Origin of the sequence: Marinoscillum pacificum, from assembly GCF_024714495.1 — a bacterium.
Taxonomy (GTDB): Bacteria; Bacteroidota; Bacteroidia; order Cytophagales; family Cyclobacteriaceae; genus Marinoscillum; species Marinoscillum pacificum.
The window spans coordinates 141,963-159,431 of record NZ_JAMZMJ010000004.1 but is presented as its reverse complement, the minus strand read 5'-3'; the positions used below and the strand labels follow the sequence as shown (position 1 = coordinate 159,431).

The 17,469-nt window shown below is 40.4% G+C and carries 13 protein-coding genes; 7 read left to right on the top strand and 6 right to left on the bottom strand.

Translation table 11 applies throughout. The features are described from left to right. The first annotated feature begins 65 nt into the window (after positions 1–65). Together NXS00_RS11935 and NXS00_RS11930 are read left to right on the top strand one after the other, a co-directional pair. Positions 66–815 (top strand): glucose 1-dehydrogenase, encoded by a 750-nt coding sequence (locus tag NXS00_RS11935; protein ID WP_258099435.1) that lies wholly within the window; start codon positions 66–68, stop codon positions 813–815. Positions 816–910: 95 nt separating this feature from the next. After that, positions 911–1,384, top strand: coding sequence for a DUF4112 domain-containing protein (locus NXS00_RS11930; protein WP_258099434.1), 474 nt, complete (start codon positions 911–913; stop codon positions 1,382–1,384). 3 nt (positions 1,385–1,387) lie between these two features. On the opposite strand, the gene NXS00_RS11925 is transcribed toward NXS00_RS11930, so the two are convergent. Next, on the bottom strand, positions 1,388–2,761 hold the full coding sequence (locus NXS00_RS11925) for a hypothetical protein (protein WP_258099433.1): 1,374 nt from the start codon (positions 2,759–2,761) through the stop codon (positions 1,388–1,390). A gap of 48 nt (positions 2,762–2,809) precedes the next feature. Further along, positions 2,810–5,362: a S8 family peptidase gene (locus NXS00_RS11920; protein WP_258099432.1), complete on the bottom strand. Its 2,553-nt coding sequence runs from the start codon at positions 5,360–5,362 to the stop codon at positions 2,810–2,812. Between the two features lie 311 nt (positions 5,363–5,673). Here NXS00_RS11920 and NXS00_RS11915 point away from each other — a divergent pair, with 311 nt between their 5' ends. The 4 genes from NXS00_RS11915 to NXS00_RS11900 all read left to right on the top strand — a co-directional run bounded on the left by NXS00_RS11915 (position 5,674) and on the right by NXS00_RS11900 (position 10,982). Beyond that, positions 5,674–6,510: a M57 family metalloprotease gene (locus tag NXS00_RS11915; RefSeq protein ID WP_258099431.1), complete on the top strand. Its 837-nt coding sequence runs from the start codon at positions 5,674–5,676 to the stop codon at positions 6,508–6,510. A 155-nt stretch (positions 6,511–6,665) separates the two neighbouring features. Next, positions 6,666–7,523, top strand: coding sequence for an aldose 1-epimerase family protein (locus tag NXS00_RS11910; protein WP_258099430.1), 858 nt, complete (start codon positions 6,666–6,668; stop codon positions 7,521–7,523). A gap of 11 nt (positions 7,524–7,534) precedes the next feature. Beyond that, complete coding sequence (locus NXS00_RS11905; RefSeq protein ID WP_258099429.1) at positions 7,535–10,084, top strand: M14 family zinc carboxypeptidase; 2,550 nt, start codon at positions 7,535–7,537, stop codon at positions 10,082–10,084. Positions 10,085–10,121: 37 nt separating this feature from the next. Further along, a complete protein-coding gene (locus tag NXS00_RS11900) occupies positions 10,122–10,982 on the top strand; it encodes a toxin-antitoxin system YwqK family antitoxin (RefSeq protein WP_258099428.1) in 861 nt (286 codons plus the stop codon). A 3-nt stretch (positions 10,983–10,985) separates the two neighbouring features. On the opposite strand, the gene NXS00_RS11895 is transcribed toward NXS00_RS11900, so the two are convergent. Together NXS00_RS11895 and NXS00_RS11890 are read right to left on the bottom strand one after the other, a co-directional pair. Beyond that, the gene (locus NXS00_RS11895) at positions 10,986–12,032 is read right to left on the bottom strand and encodes a 1-acyl-sn-glycerol-3-phosphate acyltransferase (RefSeq protein WP_258099427.1); all 1,047 of its coding nucleotides are present in this window, start codon (positions 12,030–12,032) and stop codon (positions 10,986–10,988) included. Then, on the bottom strand, positions 12,029–12,973 hold the full coding sequence (locus tag NXS00_RS11890; RefSeq protein ID WP_258099426.1) for a bile acid:sodium symporter family protein: 945 nt from the start codon (positions 12,971–12,973) through the stop codon (positions 12,029–12,031). Before NXS00_RS11890 ends, NXS00_RS11895 begins: the two co-directional genes overlap by 4 nt. Positions 12,974–13,065: 92 nt before the next feature. Here NXS00_RS11890 and NXS00_RS11885 point away from each other — a divergent pair, with 92 nt between their 5' ends. Next, positions 13,066–15,348, top strand: coding sequence for a hybrid sensor histidine kinase/response regulator (locus NXS00_RS11885; protein WP_258099425.1), 2,283 nt, complete (start codon positions 13,066–13,068; stop codon positions 15,346–15,348). Here NXS00_RS11885 and NXS00_RS11880 read toward each other — a convergent pair whose 3' ends face one another. Further along, positions 15,349–16,710, bottom strand: coding sequence for an aldehyde dehydrogenase family protein (locus tag NXS00_RS11880; RefSeq protein WP_258099424.1), 1,362 nt, complete (start codon positions 16,708–16,710; stop codon positions 15,349–15,351). It lies immediately after the preceding gene. Then, the gene (locus tag NXS00_RS11875) at positions 16,710–17,468 is read right to left on the bottom strand and encodes a gamma-glutamyl-gamma-aminobutyrate hydrolase family protein (RefSeq protein WP_258099423.1); all 759 of its coding nucleotides are present in this window, start codon (positions 17,466–17,468) and stop codon (positions 16,710–16,712) included. Before NXS00_RS11875 ends, NXS00_RS11880 begins: the two co-directional genes overlap by 1 nt. Position 17,469 lies beyond the last annotated feature (1 nt).

Below are 17,469 nucleotides of genomic sequence, written 5' to 3'. Positions count from 1 at the left end.
GTTCGTTTCAGTATTCCCGTTATTTGAACTGATCGTTTCAAATAAAACTAATAATAACAATCAAAATGGGAAAATTAGACGGTAAAGTAGCCTTAATCACAGGAGGAAATAGTGGTATCGGTTTAGCAACAGCGAAACTATTTGTGGAAGAAGGTGCTAAAGTGGTGATTACTGGCCGAAGACAAGAGGCACTTACTCAAGCTGCTGAAGAAATTGGAGGAAATGTGAAGACTATCCTTGCTGATGCAGCAGATATTTCTAAAACGAAAGAAGTAGTAGAGCAGACGGTTGAAACCTATGGTAAAATCGATATCATCTTCTTAAATGCAGGTATCGCACACTTTATGCCTATTACGGAAATTACAGAAGAGCACTTTGATGCACACTTCAATACCAATGTGAAAGGTCCTTTCTTCTTAATCAAAGAGGCACTTCCACACATCAATGATGGTGGGGTAATTATTGGTAACACTTCCATCGTAGGTAACAAAGGTTTTGATGGCGCTTCTGTTTACTCATCAACTAAAGCTGCTTTCAGATCATTGTCAAGAGTACTTGCCAGTGAATTGAAATCACGTAAAATCAGAGCCGTGAGCGTTGCTCCTGGCCCAATTGCAACGCCTATTTATGATAAAATGGGAATGCCAGAGGATGTAATGAAAGCAATGGGTGAAGGATTTGCAGGTCAGGTGCCTTTAGGTCGCTTTGGATCTTCTGAGGAACTAGCTAAATCAGTATTGTTCCTTGCTTCTGACGATTCTTCATTCGTTAATGGAGTAGAACTAGCAGTAGATGGAGGTCTTAGCATGGTGTAATTCACACCAATAAAATATGCTAGAGAAAACCACAGTGTATAAATGCTGTGGTTTTTTTATGTCCAACAAATTCCGCTGTATGAGGTTTATTTGAAATGAGCCAACAGAAAGTAAGTTCCTCAAGGTTGAAATGGGTAGACAGAGTGTCACGTGTCATGGATAGCAAATTTGTGATCCCTGGGACCTCTATTCGTTTCGGTATCGATCCAATTATCGGGTTAATTCCTGGCATAGGAGATCTTGGTAGTTATGGAATCTCACTGGCACTAATATACACGATGTACCAGCATGGTGCGAGCGGAATGCTCATTGCCCGAATGCTCATCAATGCTTCATTAGACGCCATATTTGGTTCTATTCCAATTTTAGGATCACTTTTTGACTTTTGGTTCAAGGCCAATGATCGAAATGTCAAGCTACTTCGTGAGCACTATGAAGAAGGTAAGCACACAGGGTCTGGCAAAGGGCTTATCGCTATAGTTCTAATAGTTGTCTTTTTGATAGCAGCAGCATTGCTCTTTTTTGCTGTCAAATTTATGATTGCCCTTTTTGAGTTTACCTTTCAGTAAGTTCTATTTGGGTAACACCCCTTTCAATTTGAGATAGCTGTCTTTTTCCTCTTCCTTCGGAGTAGGTGGAACGTAATACCCGTCATTGCTGAGTTCTCGATAAAACGGAATTTTGGCAAAACTTCCTCTATACATGCTTTCTGGTCCTTTTACAGTAATTTGATGTAGTCCTTTCTCCAGGTCAGAAATATCCAAATAAGTCATGATGCCACGCTGTTTGGTCTTTTGCTTGTAATGAAACAACCACTCTTGTTCACCCAGATTTTCATCATCCAACAGCACCTGATAAAACTGCTTAACGCACATGTTTTTCACATAGAACGAAGCAGTATCTAATTGCTTTCTTAAAGTGTCGTATTGGCAATTCTTTCTGATGGAATCTTCTAACCCAAGTTTCATTACCACAAACAATCGAACGGTATTTTCGGAAATGATGTCAGATTGTATTTGCGCCTGAACAGAGTGGAAATCATCGTTTTGATCATCGTAATATCCACTAAAATTGGAGACGTTTTGAGAGTTGCTCCACAGTTCAATTCGTGTAAACTCTTCGCCTGGAATTGATCTTTGACCTACCTTGTCCAACCCAAAGAAGCTGATCATGATAAATGCTGCTAGAAACAATGCAATTTTCCATTTGCCGAAGTTGGTGACGATGGTGTAATAAATTGGACGATATACCCGTGAAAAAGTAAGAGTGCTCATCAACCAATACACAGGGTAGTAGATTTTACTCAGCCATTTGAATCGCTTTAAAAATCCAAGCGTTATAAAATCAATCAGACTTACAAAGCCAATACCGAGAATGGTCAATGCATAGACTCCCACACTAATTCCTTGCGTGTAGGTAAAGTCATCTATGTCAAATAACCATACAAACGTAAGTATGGGTACCACTAACATGATGAGGAAGTAGAAATACGCCCCAATCATCATCATGAAAAGCATAAAGGAAATGGAAAATAGTGAGCTACAGATCTTCTCCAGGTTGATGATGATCTTTTCTATTGGAGGAGTCTTGTCAATAACCTTTTCAAACGTAGGAGAAAGTTTGAGCTTCTCTTTGTTGATGCCTTTTGGAAAAGTGAAACTCAGGCCGACCATTCCTACCCAGATACCTCTGCTGATCAAATGCAAAATGAGTCCAAAAGTGAGCCAGTAAAAGGCTATTTTTAGGATGGTGACCAGGTTTTCTATGTCACTCGAATTGTCATAAAGATTTAAAGTAGCAAACTGATAAAAGCGATCTAGAAGATCTGGAGCTTGAAACATTCCATACAGTACGATACCTGAAAGTAGGATTTCTGGTTCCCAACTTTTCTGTTGTAACTCATCAAGCCAGGCAGGCTTTTCAATTTGTGGAGAGTTCTTTGACATGGATTAGGCAATAGGTCAAAGACTAAAATAAAAAGTATTGTGGACTTATCAGAGTTTAATCAAGCGTCCCTCGTCGTAAACTTCGCCATCCTTGAATACTCTATAGAAATAGACGCCTTGATCTAATTCTTCTAAATTGATGCTGTTGACCTGATCCAAAAGTATCTCATCAAGTACAAGCTTTCCGGCTCGGTCATATATTTCAACAGACATTTTTTCACCATTGGTCAGTGCATAGATGTATATATCGTCTATTGGATTTGGGAAAAAGGTCACTTTACCAGGCTCGTCCACCAGGACATTTACAGCATCTGAGAGAAGGCCAGAACCATCTTCAAAAGTTAAATAGGCATAATAGCTGGTTGTACCCGGATCAAGATCAGAATCTCTTAAGTTATAGATCGTTTTGCTTGAGGCTACTATGGAATTAAGCGTGTCCAAAACCCCATTAGACTCTTTCAAAAAGGTAATCGTTGATACATTAAGTGTGCTGCTTAGACTGAGCTCCAATGCAACAGCTAAATCTGCTTTTTGAGCAGAAAATAAATTGAAATAACAGAAGGCTCCCTGAAAACCGTAATTGAATGCTAGATTTCTTACGCCACTAAGATTTTCGAAAATTGGAGCAACTGAATAATATTCCGAAGTATTCTTATCAACGATAAATGAGGATTCTGTAGTAGTTCCAATCGCCCTAAGACTATCCGATTGCATTTCATAAATCTGATATCCAGACGCACCTTCAATTGCATTCCATTGCATTCCAAAATTGGTTGCACAGTTAAAGGCTACTTCCACTTCTGGCGTTTCAGAAATAATGAACTCAGGTGAAAGATATTCTTGATCACCTATAGTCATTTTGAGTTGGTATTTACCTGAAAGCTCCGGGGTTTTCCATTGATAAAATCCACTTGTTAGATCGATACCTCTGGCAATTGACCTGATGTCTCCTTCATACAAGTATCCCAGGGAACCATGGGCCGACCCAAATCCGCTGTTCCAGTATGCTTTCATGTTGGTGTTTGTAGTAACCAGGCTTTTTGATGTTGGATAATCCCATTCAAATTCATCGTTTGATGATACATTCCATGCGACATGTGCAATCTGTTCTGTAGAAGTAATCTTTGTCCCTTTTAGTTTTAGTGAATAGGTGCCTGCTGCAGGATTGCTAATGGTGATTAGTTCGACATTATTGAGATGATCTTCTCCACGAGTTGGCAGGGCGTTGAGATCTGCTTCATTGGCAGATGTTTTTAAGATCCAGGGGAAGTATTCGCTGCCCTCAAAACTGACTGACAGGTCTAGATCATTAACTAAAGCTGTATTGGCATTCTGAGCGGCAGGTAAGTCCGTCCAACTTACAGCGATTTTGATCTCGCTAGCATTTGCTGGTATTACCAGATCGAAAGTAACTTCTTCACCTTGAGAAACACTTACTTCTGTAAAATAACCTTGTTTAATCGCATCAACTGCCTTAACCGCATTTGCGCTTCCATATCCTGTATAATAGTCGATTCCTTCAGGTCCAATATCATCAGCAGTGGAAATAAGAATACTTTTTATCAAAGAAGTGGGTGGGTAAACTCCATGTTCGGCCTCATATTGATCTTGCATTAGACTGATAATTCCACTTACTATGGCTGCAGCATCAGAGGTGCCTCGACCTCCATAGGCGGTCAGTTCTGGTTTTATTCTTCCATCATATGCTGGACCTCTGGAGTTTAATGCGTTGATCGATAATGCAGTGTCTACTGCACTGACTGTAAGGATATTTTTTGCTTGTTTGAAAGTGCCAGTTAGGTTGGCAAAAGGTAATCCAGCATATGTTCCAGTTTCTGGGGAAGCAGTTCCAGAGTTCCCAGCAGAGAAAACATGAATGTTAGTGGGATGATCATAAACTGATTGATCATATGCTACAGCTTCTACTCCGTAGTAATTCTCTACTCCAATACCATAGGAGTGATTTTGCAGATGTATGTTATTAGCTGTGAAGATAGACTGACTATCAGGCAGTAAATTGTTAAAGTCAGATGAGGTTAGTTTGGCTCCAGGAGCAGCACCTTGATTGAGTGGTGAGCTGTTACCAATACCCGAAATGATGGTAGCCATATCGGTGGCATGCTGTGATTGGTCTTCCGCTGCGAGCCCAAGTTCCACATGTTTGTTGACCAAATCAAGATCTTCTGGATTGAACTGTCTTTCTTTTATTGAAATGAGTTGGTCATAACCTTTTAGGTCTGGAAAGGTGGCTTGCGCTTTTCTAATTCGGTTGAATTCGAAATTCGGTTCATCTAATGCAGATTCCTCTTTAGGGGTTCGATTTAGATCAATAAAAAGTATTTTTTCATTAGCAATTAACAGTTCAATCGTCTGCCAACTTGCTTTTACATGATAGGAATTTGAGGGCTGATGAAAGTGTAGTACTTCTAGATTATACTCTTTTATAACGTTTGCGTCCTTGAGTGATATTATGAACTCACCCATGTCACTTGGATCAATTCGGCTGTTTTGAGCCTTCTCAAAATTTGGAGAATAAATGGATTGACACAGAGAAGCCTGTGCAAGAAACATAAAGAAAAATGTTCCGATGATCAATCGCATGGGGCGAATATACTCAGACTTACACTACAGCTTTTAAGATGAATTTATTCCATGTAATGTGTTGGTGGGAAAATAATGTGTTGAGTTCCAGAGTAATGCGGGAATTGACTGGGAATATCTTGTGATTGATCGGGTAAAAATTGAAAGTGAATGGGATGTTTTGGGAAATTAAATTTGCCGAAAATTACTAATTTCTTGAATTCCTATCGAATCCGAATATTCTATTGGGATAATAAATTATTTCAAATACATTCGTTAGACTCTTGATGTATTTCAAGAGAATGTTATACCTAATTCAAAACGACTGTAAAATGAGAAAAGTTAGCTATTTAGCTTCACTTGCGCTGGCTACGTGCGCCCTATTCACTTCATGTTCTAATGAAAGTGATGTAGTAAAACAAGACGAAGTATCGGATGCTGTAATGGCAAAATTGGTAAATGCAGGATTTGATGTGACGAATCAAGCACCAATCGTATTCGAAAACGGATACCTTGTAGAAGGAGATATCTACATGACTGATGCTGACATTGACAACCTGAAAGAAGGTTTGAGACTACCTGTAGAAGAGCAGTATAGCACTGATAACTTGGTTTCAACTTCTGGAAGCAGAGTAATCACCGTTTATGCTCCAGTTGGGGGTAGAAATGGTTACAGCTCTGGAATGATTGCAGGGCTCGATTTAGCGATTGCTAGATACAACGCGCAGAATCTGGAAATTTCTTTCCAAAGAGTTACGTCATCAGGTGGTGCTGATATCTCTATGACTCGCCTTAGTAAAAGGGACGAAAGAAGAGGTGTACTTGGATCTGCTGGTTTCCCAACTTCTTCAGGTGATCCATACAACCAAATAAAAATGAGTGGTATTCTTGAGTCATCTTACGGATTAAGTACTGAAGGTATCGCTACAATTATTGCACACGAAATGGGCCACTGCATCGGATTCCGTCACACAGATTTCTTCGACAGAAGCATTTCATGTGGTGGTGGAACGGCTAATGAAGGTGATGGTGGTGTAGGTGCAAACCACATTCCTGGAACTCCAACCGGAGCTACTGCCTCTGCAAAATCATGGATGCTAGCATGTACTGATGGTGGTGACAGACCATTCAACAATGCAGATGAAACTGCTTTAGATTACTTATACTAAGAGATTCTTCAAATAAACAATTTGGGACATCCGCTAATTGGCGGATGTCTTTTTTTGTGCTATTTATATATTGATTTGTTTCAATTAACCTACCGACTATATAAATATTGAAAGGGAAAGGGTTCTTTAAGAGCCCTTTTTTTATTTTAGAGGATATGAAGATTGCTAATCAGCACGTGTCTGCTTCCTTCAAAACGAAAGGTGCAGAATTAATCAGCCTAGTAAAAGATAATCAAGAATATTTGTGGCAAGCCAATCCAAAACATTGGGGAAGACATGCTCCGGTTTTGTTTCCTGTGGTTGGTAAGCTGAAAAAGGATCAGTTCACTGTGGATGGTGTAGAATATCCAATGAGTCAGCATGGGTTTGCTCGCGATAAAGAGTTTGAAATAGAAGAACACAATTCAGATTCCATCACTTTCATTTTAAAATCTGATGCGGAAACCTTGAAGGTATACCCTTTCAAGTTTGAATTGCGAATCAGCTATGAATTGATCAATTCATCCATTAAAACGACTTATTCAGTAATCGATTCAGGTAAGGGACCATTGTTATTCTCTATAGGCGCACATCCTGCATTTAATTGTCCCATGACTGCCGATGAAAAGCGATCTGATTATTGGTTGCAGTTTGAATATGCAGAGTCTCTTGAGACCCATTTATTAGAAGATGGATTATTCTCTGGAGCGAGAGAAAAGGTCAATATGAGTGACAACAAGCTGCTGATCAAAGATCATCTGTTCAATAAGGATGCTTTGGTGTTGAAACGATTTAAGTCTGAGCGAGTGCATCTGTACAGTCCACATAAAAAATGGTTGACTTTTCATATGGCAGGATTTCCCTTTTTAGGAATTTGGTCCAAGAGTCAGGAATCTCCATTTGTTTGTATTGAGCCCTGGTTCGGTCTCGCAGACAATGCTTCACATAATCAGAAGCTTATCGACAAGGAAGGAATTATCCTTTTGAAACCAAAAGAGACATTTTCTTGTAATTATACCGTTGAATTATTCTAAACAGTCATTAGATGAAATACAAAGTTGTTCTCATTCTAGCGCTTATTGGCGTGACTTTGAAAGGTTCAGGGCAAGTGGATCTTTCTTACTATTTACCAACCACGGTTAGTTACAATGAAGAGATTCCTACTCCTAAAGATGTATTGGGTTACGAAGTAGGTGAGTGGCACGTGAGTCATGATCAGCTCATCTATTACATGAGAACCTTGGCAAAGGCTACTGATAGAATTGAGATCAACGAGTTTGCCAAAACTCATGAAGGAAGACAGTTGATGCAGCTGATTATCACGCATCCTTCCAACCGTGAAAACTTGGAAGAAATTAGAAAGACACATGTGGCATTGACTGATCCTAATTCTGGAGTTACTCCTGATCAGGCAAAACTCGTACATTGGATGGGTTATAGTATTCATGGCAATGAGGCCAGTGGATCCAATGCTGCTTTGATTGCTGCTTATTATTTGGCTGCGGCTGAAAGCACTGAAATTGAGGACCTACTGAAGAATACGGTAATCGTTTTTGACCCATCATATAATCCGGACGGATTGCAGCGATTTAGTACCTGGGTGAACATGCACAAGTCTGCCAATCTGGTGTCAGATCCAGCATCTAGAGAATTTGATGAAGTATGGCCAGGAGGAAGAACGAACCATTATTGGTTTGACCTGAACAGAGATTGGATGCCAGTTCAACACCCAGAATCCCGGGGAAGAATAGAGCAGTTTCATTATTGGAAACCAAATGTGCTAACTGATCACCATGAAATGGGGACTAATAGTACATTCTTCTTTCAGCCAGGCATCTTAGCTCGTAAGAATCCATTAACTCCTATGGCGAATGTGGCCATGACGGAAGACATTGCAGCATATCATGCCAACATGTTGGATAGTATTGGATCACTGTATTTCTCTGAGGAAGGATTTGATGACTATTATGTCGGTAAGGGTTCTACTTATCCTGATCTGAATGGTGGAGTAGGTATTCTATTCGAGCAGGGCAGCTCCAGAGGTCATCTACAAGAAAACCAGTTTGGTAAGATTTCATTTCCACAGGCCATTCGCAATCATTTTGTGACGTCTTTGTCTACTTTGAAGGCAGTGCATGAAATGAGAGAGCGATTGTTGAAAATGCAATATGACTTCTATCAGGAATCGAAGACAATGGCTCAGAACGATCCCGTAAAAGCCATCGTATTTGGATCGAAAGAAGATCCGATGAGAGCATTTAAGCTAATGGAGCTAATCAATCAGCATGATATCTCTATTTATCCGGTTAAAGGAAGCATTAAAAAAGAAGGTCGATCGTATGCTGACGGTAGTTATGTCATTCCTCTGAGTCAACCTCAATACCGATTGATCAAATCAATGTTTGAGACCAGAACGGAGTTTCAAGACAGCCTATTCTATGACATTTCTACCTGGACATTGCCGTTAGCCTATAATTTAGATTATGCCGAATTAGGTGCTAAGGATTTTTCATCCAGTAATCTTGGTGTAGCAATAGATCAAGTCATTGCGCCAAAGGGTGAGGTCAAAGGCATCTCTGACTATGCCTACATTTTTGAGCCCTATGGGTACTTTACTCAGCGAGCAATAATGCGATTGGTTAATGAGGGTATCGTTACTGAGATCATTCATACGGAACATGTCACTTCGGATAAAACTTACGCCAGAGGTTCTATTGTAATTCCGGTTGGGATTCAGCGAGAAAAGGTGGAGGCAATAGAGTCCACCATTAAAAAGATTGCCGAAATGGATGGAATCGATGTTTATGCGATGAGCACAGGCTTATCCAATTCAGGTTCAGACCTGGGGAGTAGAAATCTGGAAGTGATTGAAAAACCTGAGGTAGCTATTTTGGTGGGAGATGGAGTAAGTAGCTATGAGGCAGGAGAGACCTGGCATCTGCTGGACACAAGATATGAAATGCGCATCACGTTATTGCCGCTAGAGCAGGTCAATAGAGATATCTCCAGATACAACCGAATCATTTTCCCAAGTGGATCTTACCGGGGGATCAATACAAATGGAATTGACAATCTTAAAAAGTGGGTATCAAAAGGAGGAGTCATCGTAGCATGGAAGTCCGGAGGTAAATGGCTGGCTGATAATGGTATTTCTAATGCAACCTATGTAAAGCCAGAATCTGAAGGTACTAGTTTTAAGCGTTATGTTGATCTGGAAAATACACGTGGAGCTCAAGTCATTGGTGGGGCTATTTTTGAAGCATCACTCGATCTGGGACATCCACTAACATACGGATTGGTAAATTCTAAAATACCGTTGTTTAGAGATCATTCACTGATGATGGATAAGTCCAAAAATTCTTATGCCAATCCGATAGTCTATACCGCATCTCCACTTTTGAGTGGATATATCTCAGAGGAAAAGCTTGATCAGGTCAAGTCTACTATGGCTGTTACCGTTTCTCAATTGGGGAGAGGCAGAGTAATTAACTTCTCAGATAACCCTAATTTTAGAGCGTTCTGGTTTGGAACCAATAAATTGTTCATGAACGCTTTGTTCTTCGGGCAAACTATAAGTTCAGCAGCTGCTGAGTAATGAAATTTTCTTAGCTTCGTTGCGTTAAGGAGTTACAATGAAAGTATTCGATCCAAAAGTATTCTTAATCATCGTTTTGGGAGTGGTTTCCTTGCAGGTAAATGCGCAGGAAATTTCATCTGTGGATGAGTTATTTCAGACCAAGTATGAAACGCCATTGTCTATAGACTCTGAAGTAGACCTGGAGCGTACGGACAAAGACGATGATAAAGAAGGTAAGAAGAAAGAGAAGAAGGTCAATCCGAAGATCTATTTTGGTATCAAAACCAAGAGAGGCTACGCTAAAACTGGTTTTGGAGAAAGAACAGTAGTTGAGCTTTTTCATTATCTAAAGGACAAAGACTATGTTGGTCCGGATCCTTATGCCAGGGACTTCTATTGGTATGACTTCAAGAAAAAGAAAATCCAGAATTCACTAAAGGCTAAAAAAGGCTATGCCGGTGTTATGCATGGGCATTACATCAAAAAGCGCGGAGACCAAATTTTGGAAGAAGGCCATTACTATAAAGGGATGAAGCATGGCCGATGGGTTCGCTACAATACTTCTGACATCTTGATGGACAAGGAGATATATTATAAAGGATGGCCAAAGGAATCAAGGTTAGCTTACTATGACTTTGATCGTGAAAAATTAAAAGAAATGATTCCTGTACACTTCGGTGAGCGTGAAGGAGAGTATTTCGCTTACCATGAAAATGGTAGTCTAGCGGTAGTAGGTCATTATCAACATGATAATCGGGTGGGTATCTGGCGAGAATACTATGACAATCGCAGGGTAAAACGAGAAGTTCATTACCCACTTGAGCCTTTTGATAAAACTCCCCCTTTCATCAGTAAAGAATGGGATAAAGACGGTCGATTAATCTATGATCGCAAAAACTTCAGAGCCGGGAATTAAAGCTTAGAATTTGATGAGTGATTGACGTGCATACATGGTCATAATGCATGTGGTCACGAACAATAATCCAGCTTCCCAACCGATTGTGGTTGCTCCGATGGTGTATACAATGATCCACCACAGGATATGGAAAATACCTCCACCTAAGTATTTCAAAGAGACTTTGAATACAGGGTCTTTCACTATTCCCAATAGTTTTTTCAAGCCAAGCAGTGCTGGGAAATTGAAGATGGAGAAAAACGCAATCAACATCTTCACAAAGAAGTTTTTCTTTCTAGGTTTTACTTCCTCATAATGATCGCCACGACCCATTTCTTTGAGTTTATCAAAGCTTAATGACTCGTGTTTAGATTGGAAAATCCACTCCTTCTTTTTCTCATAGTTTTCATCGTTTTCAGGTAGAATGAGCACATCTTTCATCGCTTGAGTCAAATCAGCTTTTAAGGTATTATACCCTTTTTGTTTGTGCTCACGGTAGATCTCCATGTACTGACTAAGCTCTATTGGATCTCCGTATTTCAAGAAAACTTTAGCCAATGGCTGACTATGAGAAAAGTAATTGATTCCTACAGGAACGATATATATTTTGGTGTTGGGATCTATTTGATCGCGAGCATCTAGTGCAAGTCTGGCAGTTCCTTTAGATATTGGCCTTAAATAGTGTTCTTTACCATGGTTGCCTTCTGGGAATATCAGGATAACCCTTTCCTCAGATAGCATTTTGAAGCAGGTATCGAATACCGCATCATTTTGTGAAAGACTTTGTATTCCATCTCTGATACGATAAATCGGCATCATGTTGAGGGACTTGAGAATCGGGTTCGTCCACTTGTTAAATACGTCCGCTCTGGTTAGAAATGAAACCGGTTTTTTTGCAAACGTACCAGCTACAATGGCGTCCATAAAGGCTCCCTGATGATTGGGAGCTAGCAAGACAGCACCATCCGTAGGAAATTTGTCTTTTCCGAGAATTTTGATTCCTCCGAAAAATAATTGAGACCCTAACCAACCAGTTGATTTAACTAAATAATAAAACCAGTGTGCGTTCATTTTGCCGTTACTGTTGATACTCTGTAATTCCAAAAATAAGAGACAGACATACCCGCTACTATGTGCCAGATTCCCCACCAGGCGGCTACAATAGCCATGCCTCCAAGTCCGTCAAAAAACGCAAATATAAGGACTAATCCGAGTCCAGAATTTTGAATTCCAGTTTCTATAGCCAATGATCTTCTGTCGGGTTCATTTAGTTTGAATAATTTGCCTAATTGATAACCAGATAGCAGTGCTACGGCATTGTGAACAAAGACTAAAAAGACAACCAGATAGATGTAGTTGAGGAAAATATCAATGTTGGCAGTAAACGCAAGAATTACGATAGCCGCAAAGGTCAAAATGGATCCATAATGCATGTATGGATGTAGTTTTTCGGAAAGTTTTGGAAACTTGTGACGGAAGGTCATCCCGAGAATAAGTGGAATCCCTAGAATGATGACGATCGTTTCAAACACGCCCCAATAATCCAAACTAATGTCGGTAAGTAATTGGGAAGTTGGTTCATACATGCCTGCCCAAAATGCCAGATTTATAGGCGTCATAAAGATGGCAAGGACACTCGAAATGGCCGTTAAACTAACTGATAAAGCAATGTTTCCTTTTGCCAGCGCTGAGAAGAAGTTGCTGATATTACCTCCAGGACAGGCAGCTACCATCATCATTCCCAATGCAAAACTTGGGCGAGGTTCCAAAATCCAAATGATTATAAAGGTTAGAATAGGTAGAACTACAAACTGAGAAAGTACTCCAACAAAGGTTCCCAAAGGATTGGCCAGTACCATTTTGAAATCGTCAGGTGTAAGCTTTAGTGATACACCAAACATGATGATTCCCAAACTTATATTCAACAAGAATATATTCTGGTCAGAGAAGTTCAGGGTGATGTTGTCTATTGATTCCATTTCTAGCCCCGCAAGATAGGCTTTTCTGGTCATTTGCCATTTGCCTGCTTTAGTCGATAAATATACCTGCTCGTCTATTTACAATGCATTTAGAACCTATTCCACTTATCTTTAGCCACATAATCATGATTAACAGGCTGCTGATATACATCATACCGCTCTACCTTTCATTGGTTTCCAATGCTTCTGATTTGGCTATAGTCGACCTTCGTCAACAAGACTGGGAGACCAATAAATTTGTGGAATTAGCCGGTCCATGGAAGTACTATGAATCATGCATTGATTCGCTATGTACTGGCGGCGAGTTGGTGGATATCTCCAAAGCGAGGGCTGATCAAATGGGATACCCGGATTTTGGTTTTGGAACCTACCAGTTGACGGTGCTAGTCGATCATGCAGAAGAGCTTATGATCAAGGTGCCAGATTATTTCAGTGGCTATGAAATTATCCTAAATGGTGTCAAAAAGAGACATGTAGGGAAATTGGGGAAAAATGCGGAAACCTCTGAGCCAGGTAGAAGAGTCTTGTATATTCCTATTCATGACTTGGCTAGTGATACACTAAGTATTGTTATTCCGATATCTAATTTTACACATCAAAAGCGAGGTATAGGAAATAAGCCAATTGCCATAGGTCTTGAGCAAGATGTGATGCATCAAAAGTTTCTTGATGATTCCTACGATTTCTTTTTAACTGGCTTTCTAATACTTGCAACGCTGTTTTTCCTGGGACTCTATTTTCATGGAAAGCAGGATTATTCGATTCTATTCTTTGCCTTGTTTACGCTTTCTTATTCTTACCGAATTCTAGGTTGGCATAATTATGTGTTACATGACCTCATAGACATGCCCTATCATCTGGGAATCATGTTGGAATATGCGACGTTTTATTTGTGCGGAGCCTTTTTCTCACTATATCTGGAAAGCTTATTTCCAGAGGAGGCGCCTACCAAACTTACGCGGACCTTTACTTTCTTATCACTAGGTTGGGTGGCATCCACTCTGCTGCCTGTTCATATTTTCACTCAGCTCAACACGTATTATTTATACCTGCTATTAATAGGAATTGTATTGATGATCGTTATCATCATCAAAGCTGCGCTGAAAAGAAGGCCTGGATCCATGTATTCGCTTTACGGTGTGCTGGGAGTGTTCATTATCTTCTCTTTCAAAACTCTCAATTACTTAAATGCAATTGATGAAAATCGATTGGTGACCATGGCGGGGGAATTGACCTTCTTCATGTTTCAGGCATTGATTTTATCCAGGAACTTTACGGAAAACTGGAGGAGAGGCAAGCAGGATGCTGAGGAATTGGCTAAGGCTAAATCAGATTTTCTTTCGGTAATGAGTCATGAGATTCGCACTCCGCTCAATGCAGTTATAGGAACGACTTATCATTTATTGGATAGTGACCCTAAGCAAGAACAAATGGAAGATTTGAAGAGGCTAAAAACGTCTTCAGATTCGTTATTGGCATTGATTAACAATGTTCTCGATTATAACCGAATAGAGTCCGGAAAGCTTGAGTTGGACTATGGTGTTTCTAACCTCAAGAAGCTCTGTCAGAGTCAAATGGATGTTCTGGAGCCCCTTGCACGTGCCAAGAAATTAGAGTTCCGGCTGGAATATGATGAAACCTTGCCAAAAAATGTGCTGATTGATAAGACGCGCCTCAGCCAGGTGTTGGTTAATCTCCTGGGAAATGCGATCAAGTTTACAGTCACAGGAAGTGTGATTTTTCAAGTGTCCAAAGAAGGTGCAGATGATGAGCATGTCAACCTAAAGTTTAGTGTCATAGATACTGGAACCGGAATATCAGAAGTTGAAAGGAAGAAAATTTTTGATGCATTCGAGCAAGCGAATAGCTCTATCTCCAGAAAGTTTGGCGGAGCAGGCCTTGGATTAGCGATTAGTAGAAAATTGGTAGAACTCATGAAAGGCACCATTGAGATAGAAAGTATGCATGGCGTTGGCTCGAAATTTTGGTTTACAATACCTTGTCAAATAGCTGAGAAAAAGCAGCACGAAGAAGTGGTTGTAGAAAAGCCGAAGTTTGAGAATATTCGAGTGCTTCTGGTGGAGGATAACCCAATGAATATATTGATCGCCAAACGTCAATTAGAAAAATGGGACATTGCCGTAATCGTAGCTGAAAGCGGAAAAGAGGCATTGGTACACATGTCCAACTTAACGTTTGATCTGGTTTTGATGGATTTGCAAATGCCAGTAATGGACGGATTTGAGGCAACCAAGCAGCTCCGTCTGATGGGATTTGAAGGGCCGATAGTTGCCCTTACTGCGGCCTCTGTTAATATGGACGACTTGAAAGAGAAAGGCTTTAACGGTATGCTGCCAAAGCCTTTTAGTCCAGCAGACTTGGAAGAGAAGTTGAGATCGTTTCTGTAATCAGCCTCTCATCTGATAACTCTTCGGCTGAGTAAACGCTCTGATTCCTTGAGAGGAAAGAGTAGATCCCAATCCAGAATTTTTTCTACCAGACCAAGGAGTATTTGGACTTACGCGATCACAACAGTTCCAGTAAACCGTCCCAACGTTCATTTCATCTAAGAGAGCTTTTGCACGAGCTTCATCCGTAGAATAAATAGCAGCAGTTAAGCCATAAGGCGTGTCTTGCATCAATTCCAAAGCTTCAGCATCCGTATTGACTTTTTGAATGCCGATCACTGGGCCAAAAGACTCTTCCTTCATGAGCTCCATCTCATGGTTGGTATCAACTACTACTGTGGGGTTTAGATAATATCCTGGTCCTTCAGGTTGGTCGCCACCGAGTAAGATTTTTGCACCTTTTTGAATAGAATCATTTAATTGCTCCAAAATAACTTCTACTTGTTGTGCTCTGGTCAAAGGACCAGTGAATGTAGCGTCCTCGGTAGGATCTCCCATTGGATAAGATTTTACTTCTTCTACAAAGTGCTTCACAAACTCATCATAGATTTTATCCTGCACATAAATGCGCTCCACCGCACAGCAGCTTTGGCCATTGTTATAAAAAGCACCTTCTGCAGCATTGATAGCAGCTTGCTTGATGTCAGCAATGTCATCCATCACATAGAGTGGATCTTTCCCGCCAAGTTCTAGCTGAACAGGCACCAGTTTATGAGCTACAGACTTGGCAATATGAACTCCTGTTTTGTATGAGCCCGTGAAGAAGTATCCATCTAAATCAGCATCCAATAAATATTGTCCAACCTGACCTGTGCCAATCGCAACGTCGAATACATTTTCAGGAACTCCTGCTTGATGAAGCAGTTCCTTAAAGTTCATTCCAGTAAGCGTTGCAAATTCTGAAGGTTTGTATAGCACTGCATTTCCTGCTACTATCGCATAGAGAAACACATTGTATCCGACATTGTACGGGAAATTCCATGCGGAAATATTCGCAATGACTCCAAGTGGTTCATAGGCAATGCTTTCAGTAACATCACCTGTTGCAACGGTCTCCGTAGCGAGCCACTTAAGCGCATTGGTTTTAAGGTGTTCTATTCTATTGAGAGAACCGTTTACTTCATTTCTTGACTGAGCAATAGGCTTTCCTGTTTCACTCGTCAATACGAAGGCTAATTCTTCCTTATTGGCTTTAACCAACTCTCCAAACTGGATGATGACTTCCAGTCGTTCTTCAACTGGTTTTTTGGCCCACTCTTTTTGTCCTTTTCTCAAAGAAGCGAGCTTCTCCTGAATGCTTTCCTGAGAATCTTCTGGAAGTTCTGTAATGATTTCTTCGGTAGCTGGATTGATTATTTGCATTACAAATCTGGTTTTAAGGATTTTACCTGAGTCAGGAAGAAATTGTATAATAAATCAGCGTTAATGACGCTTTCTTTTAAAGTTTCTGAAAATTCTGGATGCCACTGGACACCCATGATCCATCCTTCTGGAGCTTTGGTGTATCCGATTGCTTCGATGATTCCATCAGTCGGACTTTCAGCGAGTATTTCTACATTTTTACCAAGTTTTTTCACTGACTGATGATGGACACTATTTACTTGCTTTACAGCAGCATTCTGATAGATTTTATCTAATATTTTCCCTTTGGTAAAGGCCACCTCATGATATAAATAATCATATGTGTCTGCATCCCGATGAGTAAGTACATCTTCTAGTTGCGTATCAGTATCTTGATACAATGACCCGCCAAAATAGACATTCATCAGTTGCATGCCTCGACAGATGGCCAATATTGGTTTGCCACTTTTTACAGCCAATTCAAAAAGCTTCAGTTCATACACATCACGTATAGGGTCACCTTTCCAGCGACCAATTGGCTCTTCGCCGTAAGCCTCAGGGGCCACATCTGTTCCTCCTTGAAAGACGAATCCATCCATTTCTGCAATGATTGGAAGCAATCGTTCATCATCCAGGTCAGGAATTAAAATAGGTAACACACCCTCTTTGGAAACAAAGCGAGCCATGTCGCTTTCCAGATAATTCAGCGTTTTGGGTCCGAATACTGCTCTCGCAGGGTCCGGGTACATAAAGCAAGCAGATATGCCGATTTTAAGCATG

What these genes read in the sequence shown, in the direction of transcription:
- NXS00_RS11935 (WP_258099435.1), top strand. Translation starts at nt 66, where the DNA reads ATGGGAAAATTAGACGGTAAAGTAGCCTTAATCACAGGAGGAAATAGT.
- NXS00_RS11930 (WP_258099434.1), top strand. Translation starts at nt 911, where the DNA reads ATGAGCCAACAGAAAGTAAGTTCCTCAAGGTTGAAATGGGTAGACAGA.
- NXS00_RS11925 (WP_258099433.1), bottom strand. Translation starts at nt 2,761, where the DNA reads ATGTCAAAGAACTCTCCACAAATTGAAAAGCCTGCCTGGCTTGATGAG.
- NXS00_RS11920 (WP_258099432.1), bottom strand. Translation starts at nt 5,362, where the DNA reads ATGCGATTGATCATCGGAACATTTTTCTTTATGTTTCTTGCACAGGCT.
- NXS00_RS11915 (WP_258099431.1), top strand. Translation starts at nt 5,674, where the DNA reads ATGAGAAAAGTTAGCTATTTAGCTTCACTTGCGCTGGCTACGTGCGCC.
- NXS00_RS11910 (WP_258099430.1), top strand. Translation starts at nt 6,666, where the DNA reads ATGAAGATTGCTAATCAGCACGTGTCTGCTTCCTTCAAAACGAAAGGT.
- NXS00_RS11905 (WP_258099429.1), top strand. Translation starts at nt 7,535, where the DNA reads ATGAAATACAAAGTTGTTCTCATTCTAGCGCTTATTGGCGTGACTTTG.
- NXS00_RS11900 (WP_258099428.1), top strand. Translation starts at nt 10,122, where the DNA reads ATGAAAGTATTCGATCCAAAAGTATTCTTAATCATCGTTTTGGGAGTG.
- NXS00_RS11895 (WP_258099427.1), bottom strand. Translation starts at nt 12,032, where the DNA reads ATGAACGCACACTGGTTTTATTATTTAGTTAAATCAACTGGTTGGTTA.
- NXS00_RS11890 (WP_258099426.1), bottom strand. Translation starts at nt 12,973, where the DNA reads ATGACCAGAAAAGCCTATCTTGCGGGGCTAGAAATGGAATCAATAGAC.
- NXS00_RS11885 (WP_258099425.1), top strand. Translation starts at nt 13,066, where the DNA reads ATGATTAACAGGCTGCTGATATACATCATACCGCTCTACCTTTCATTG.
- NXS00_RS11880 (WP_258099424.1), bottom strand. Translation starts at nt 16,710, where the DNA reads ATGCAAATAATCAATCCAGCTACCGAAGAAATCATTACAGAACTTCCA.
- NXS00_RS11875 (WP_258099423.1), bottom strand. Translation starts at nt 17,468, where the DNA reads ATGCTTAAAATCGGCATATCTGCTTGCTTTATGTACCCGGACCCTGCG.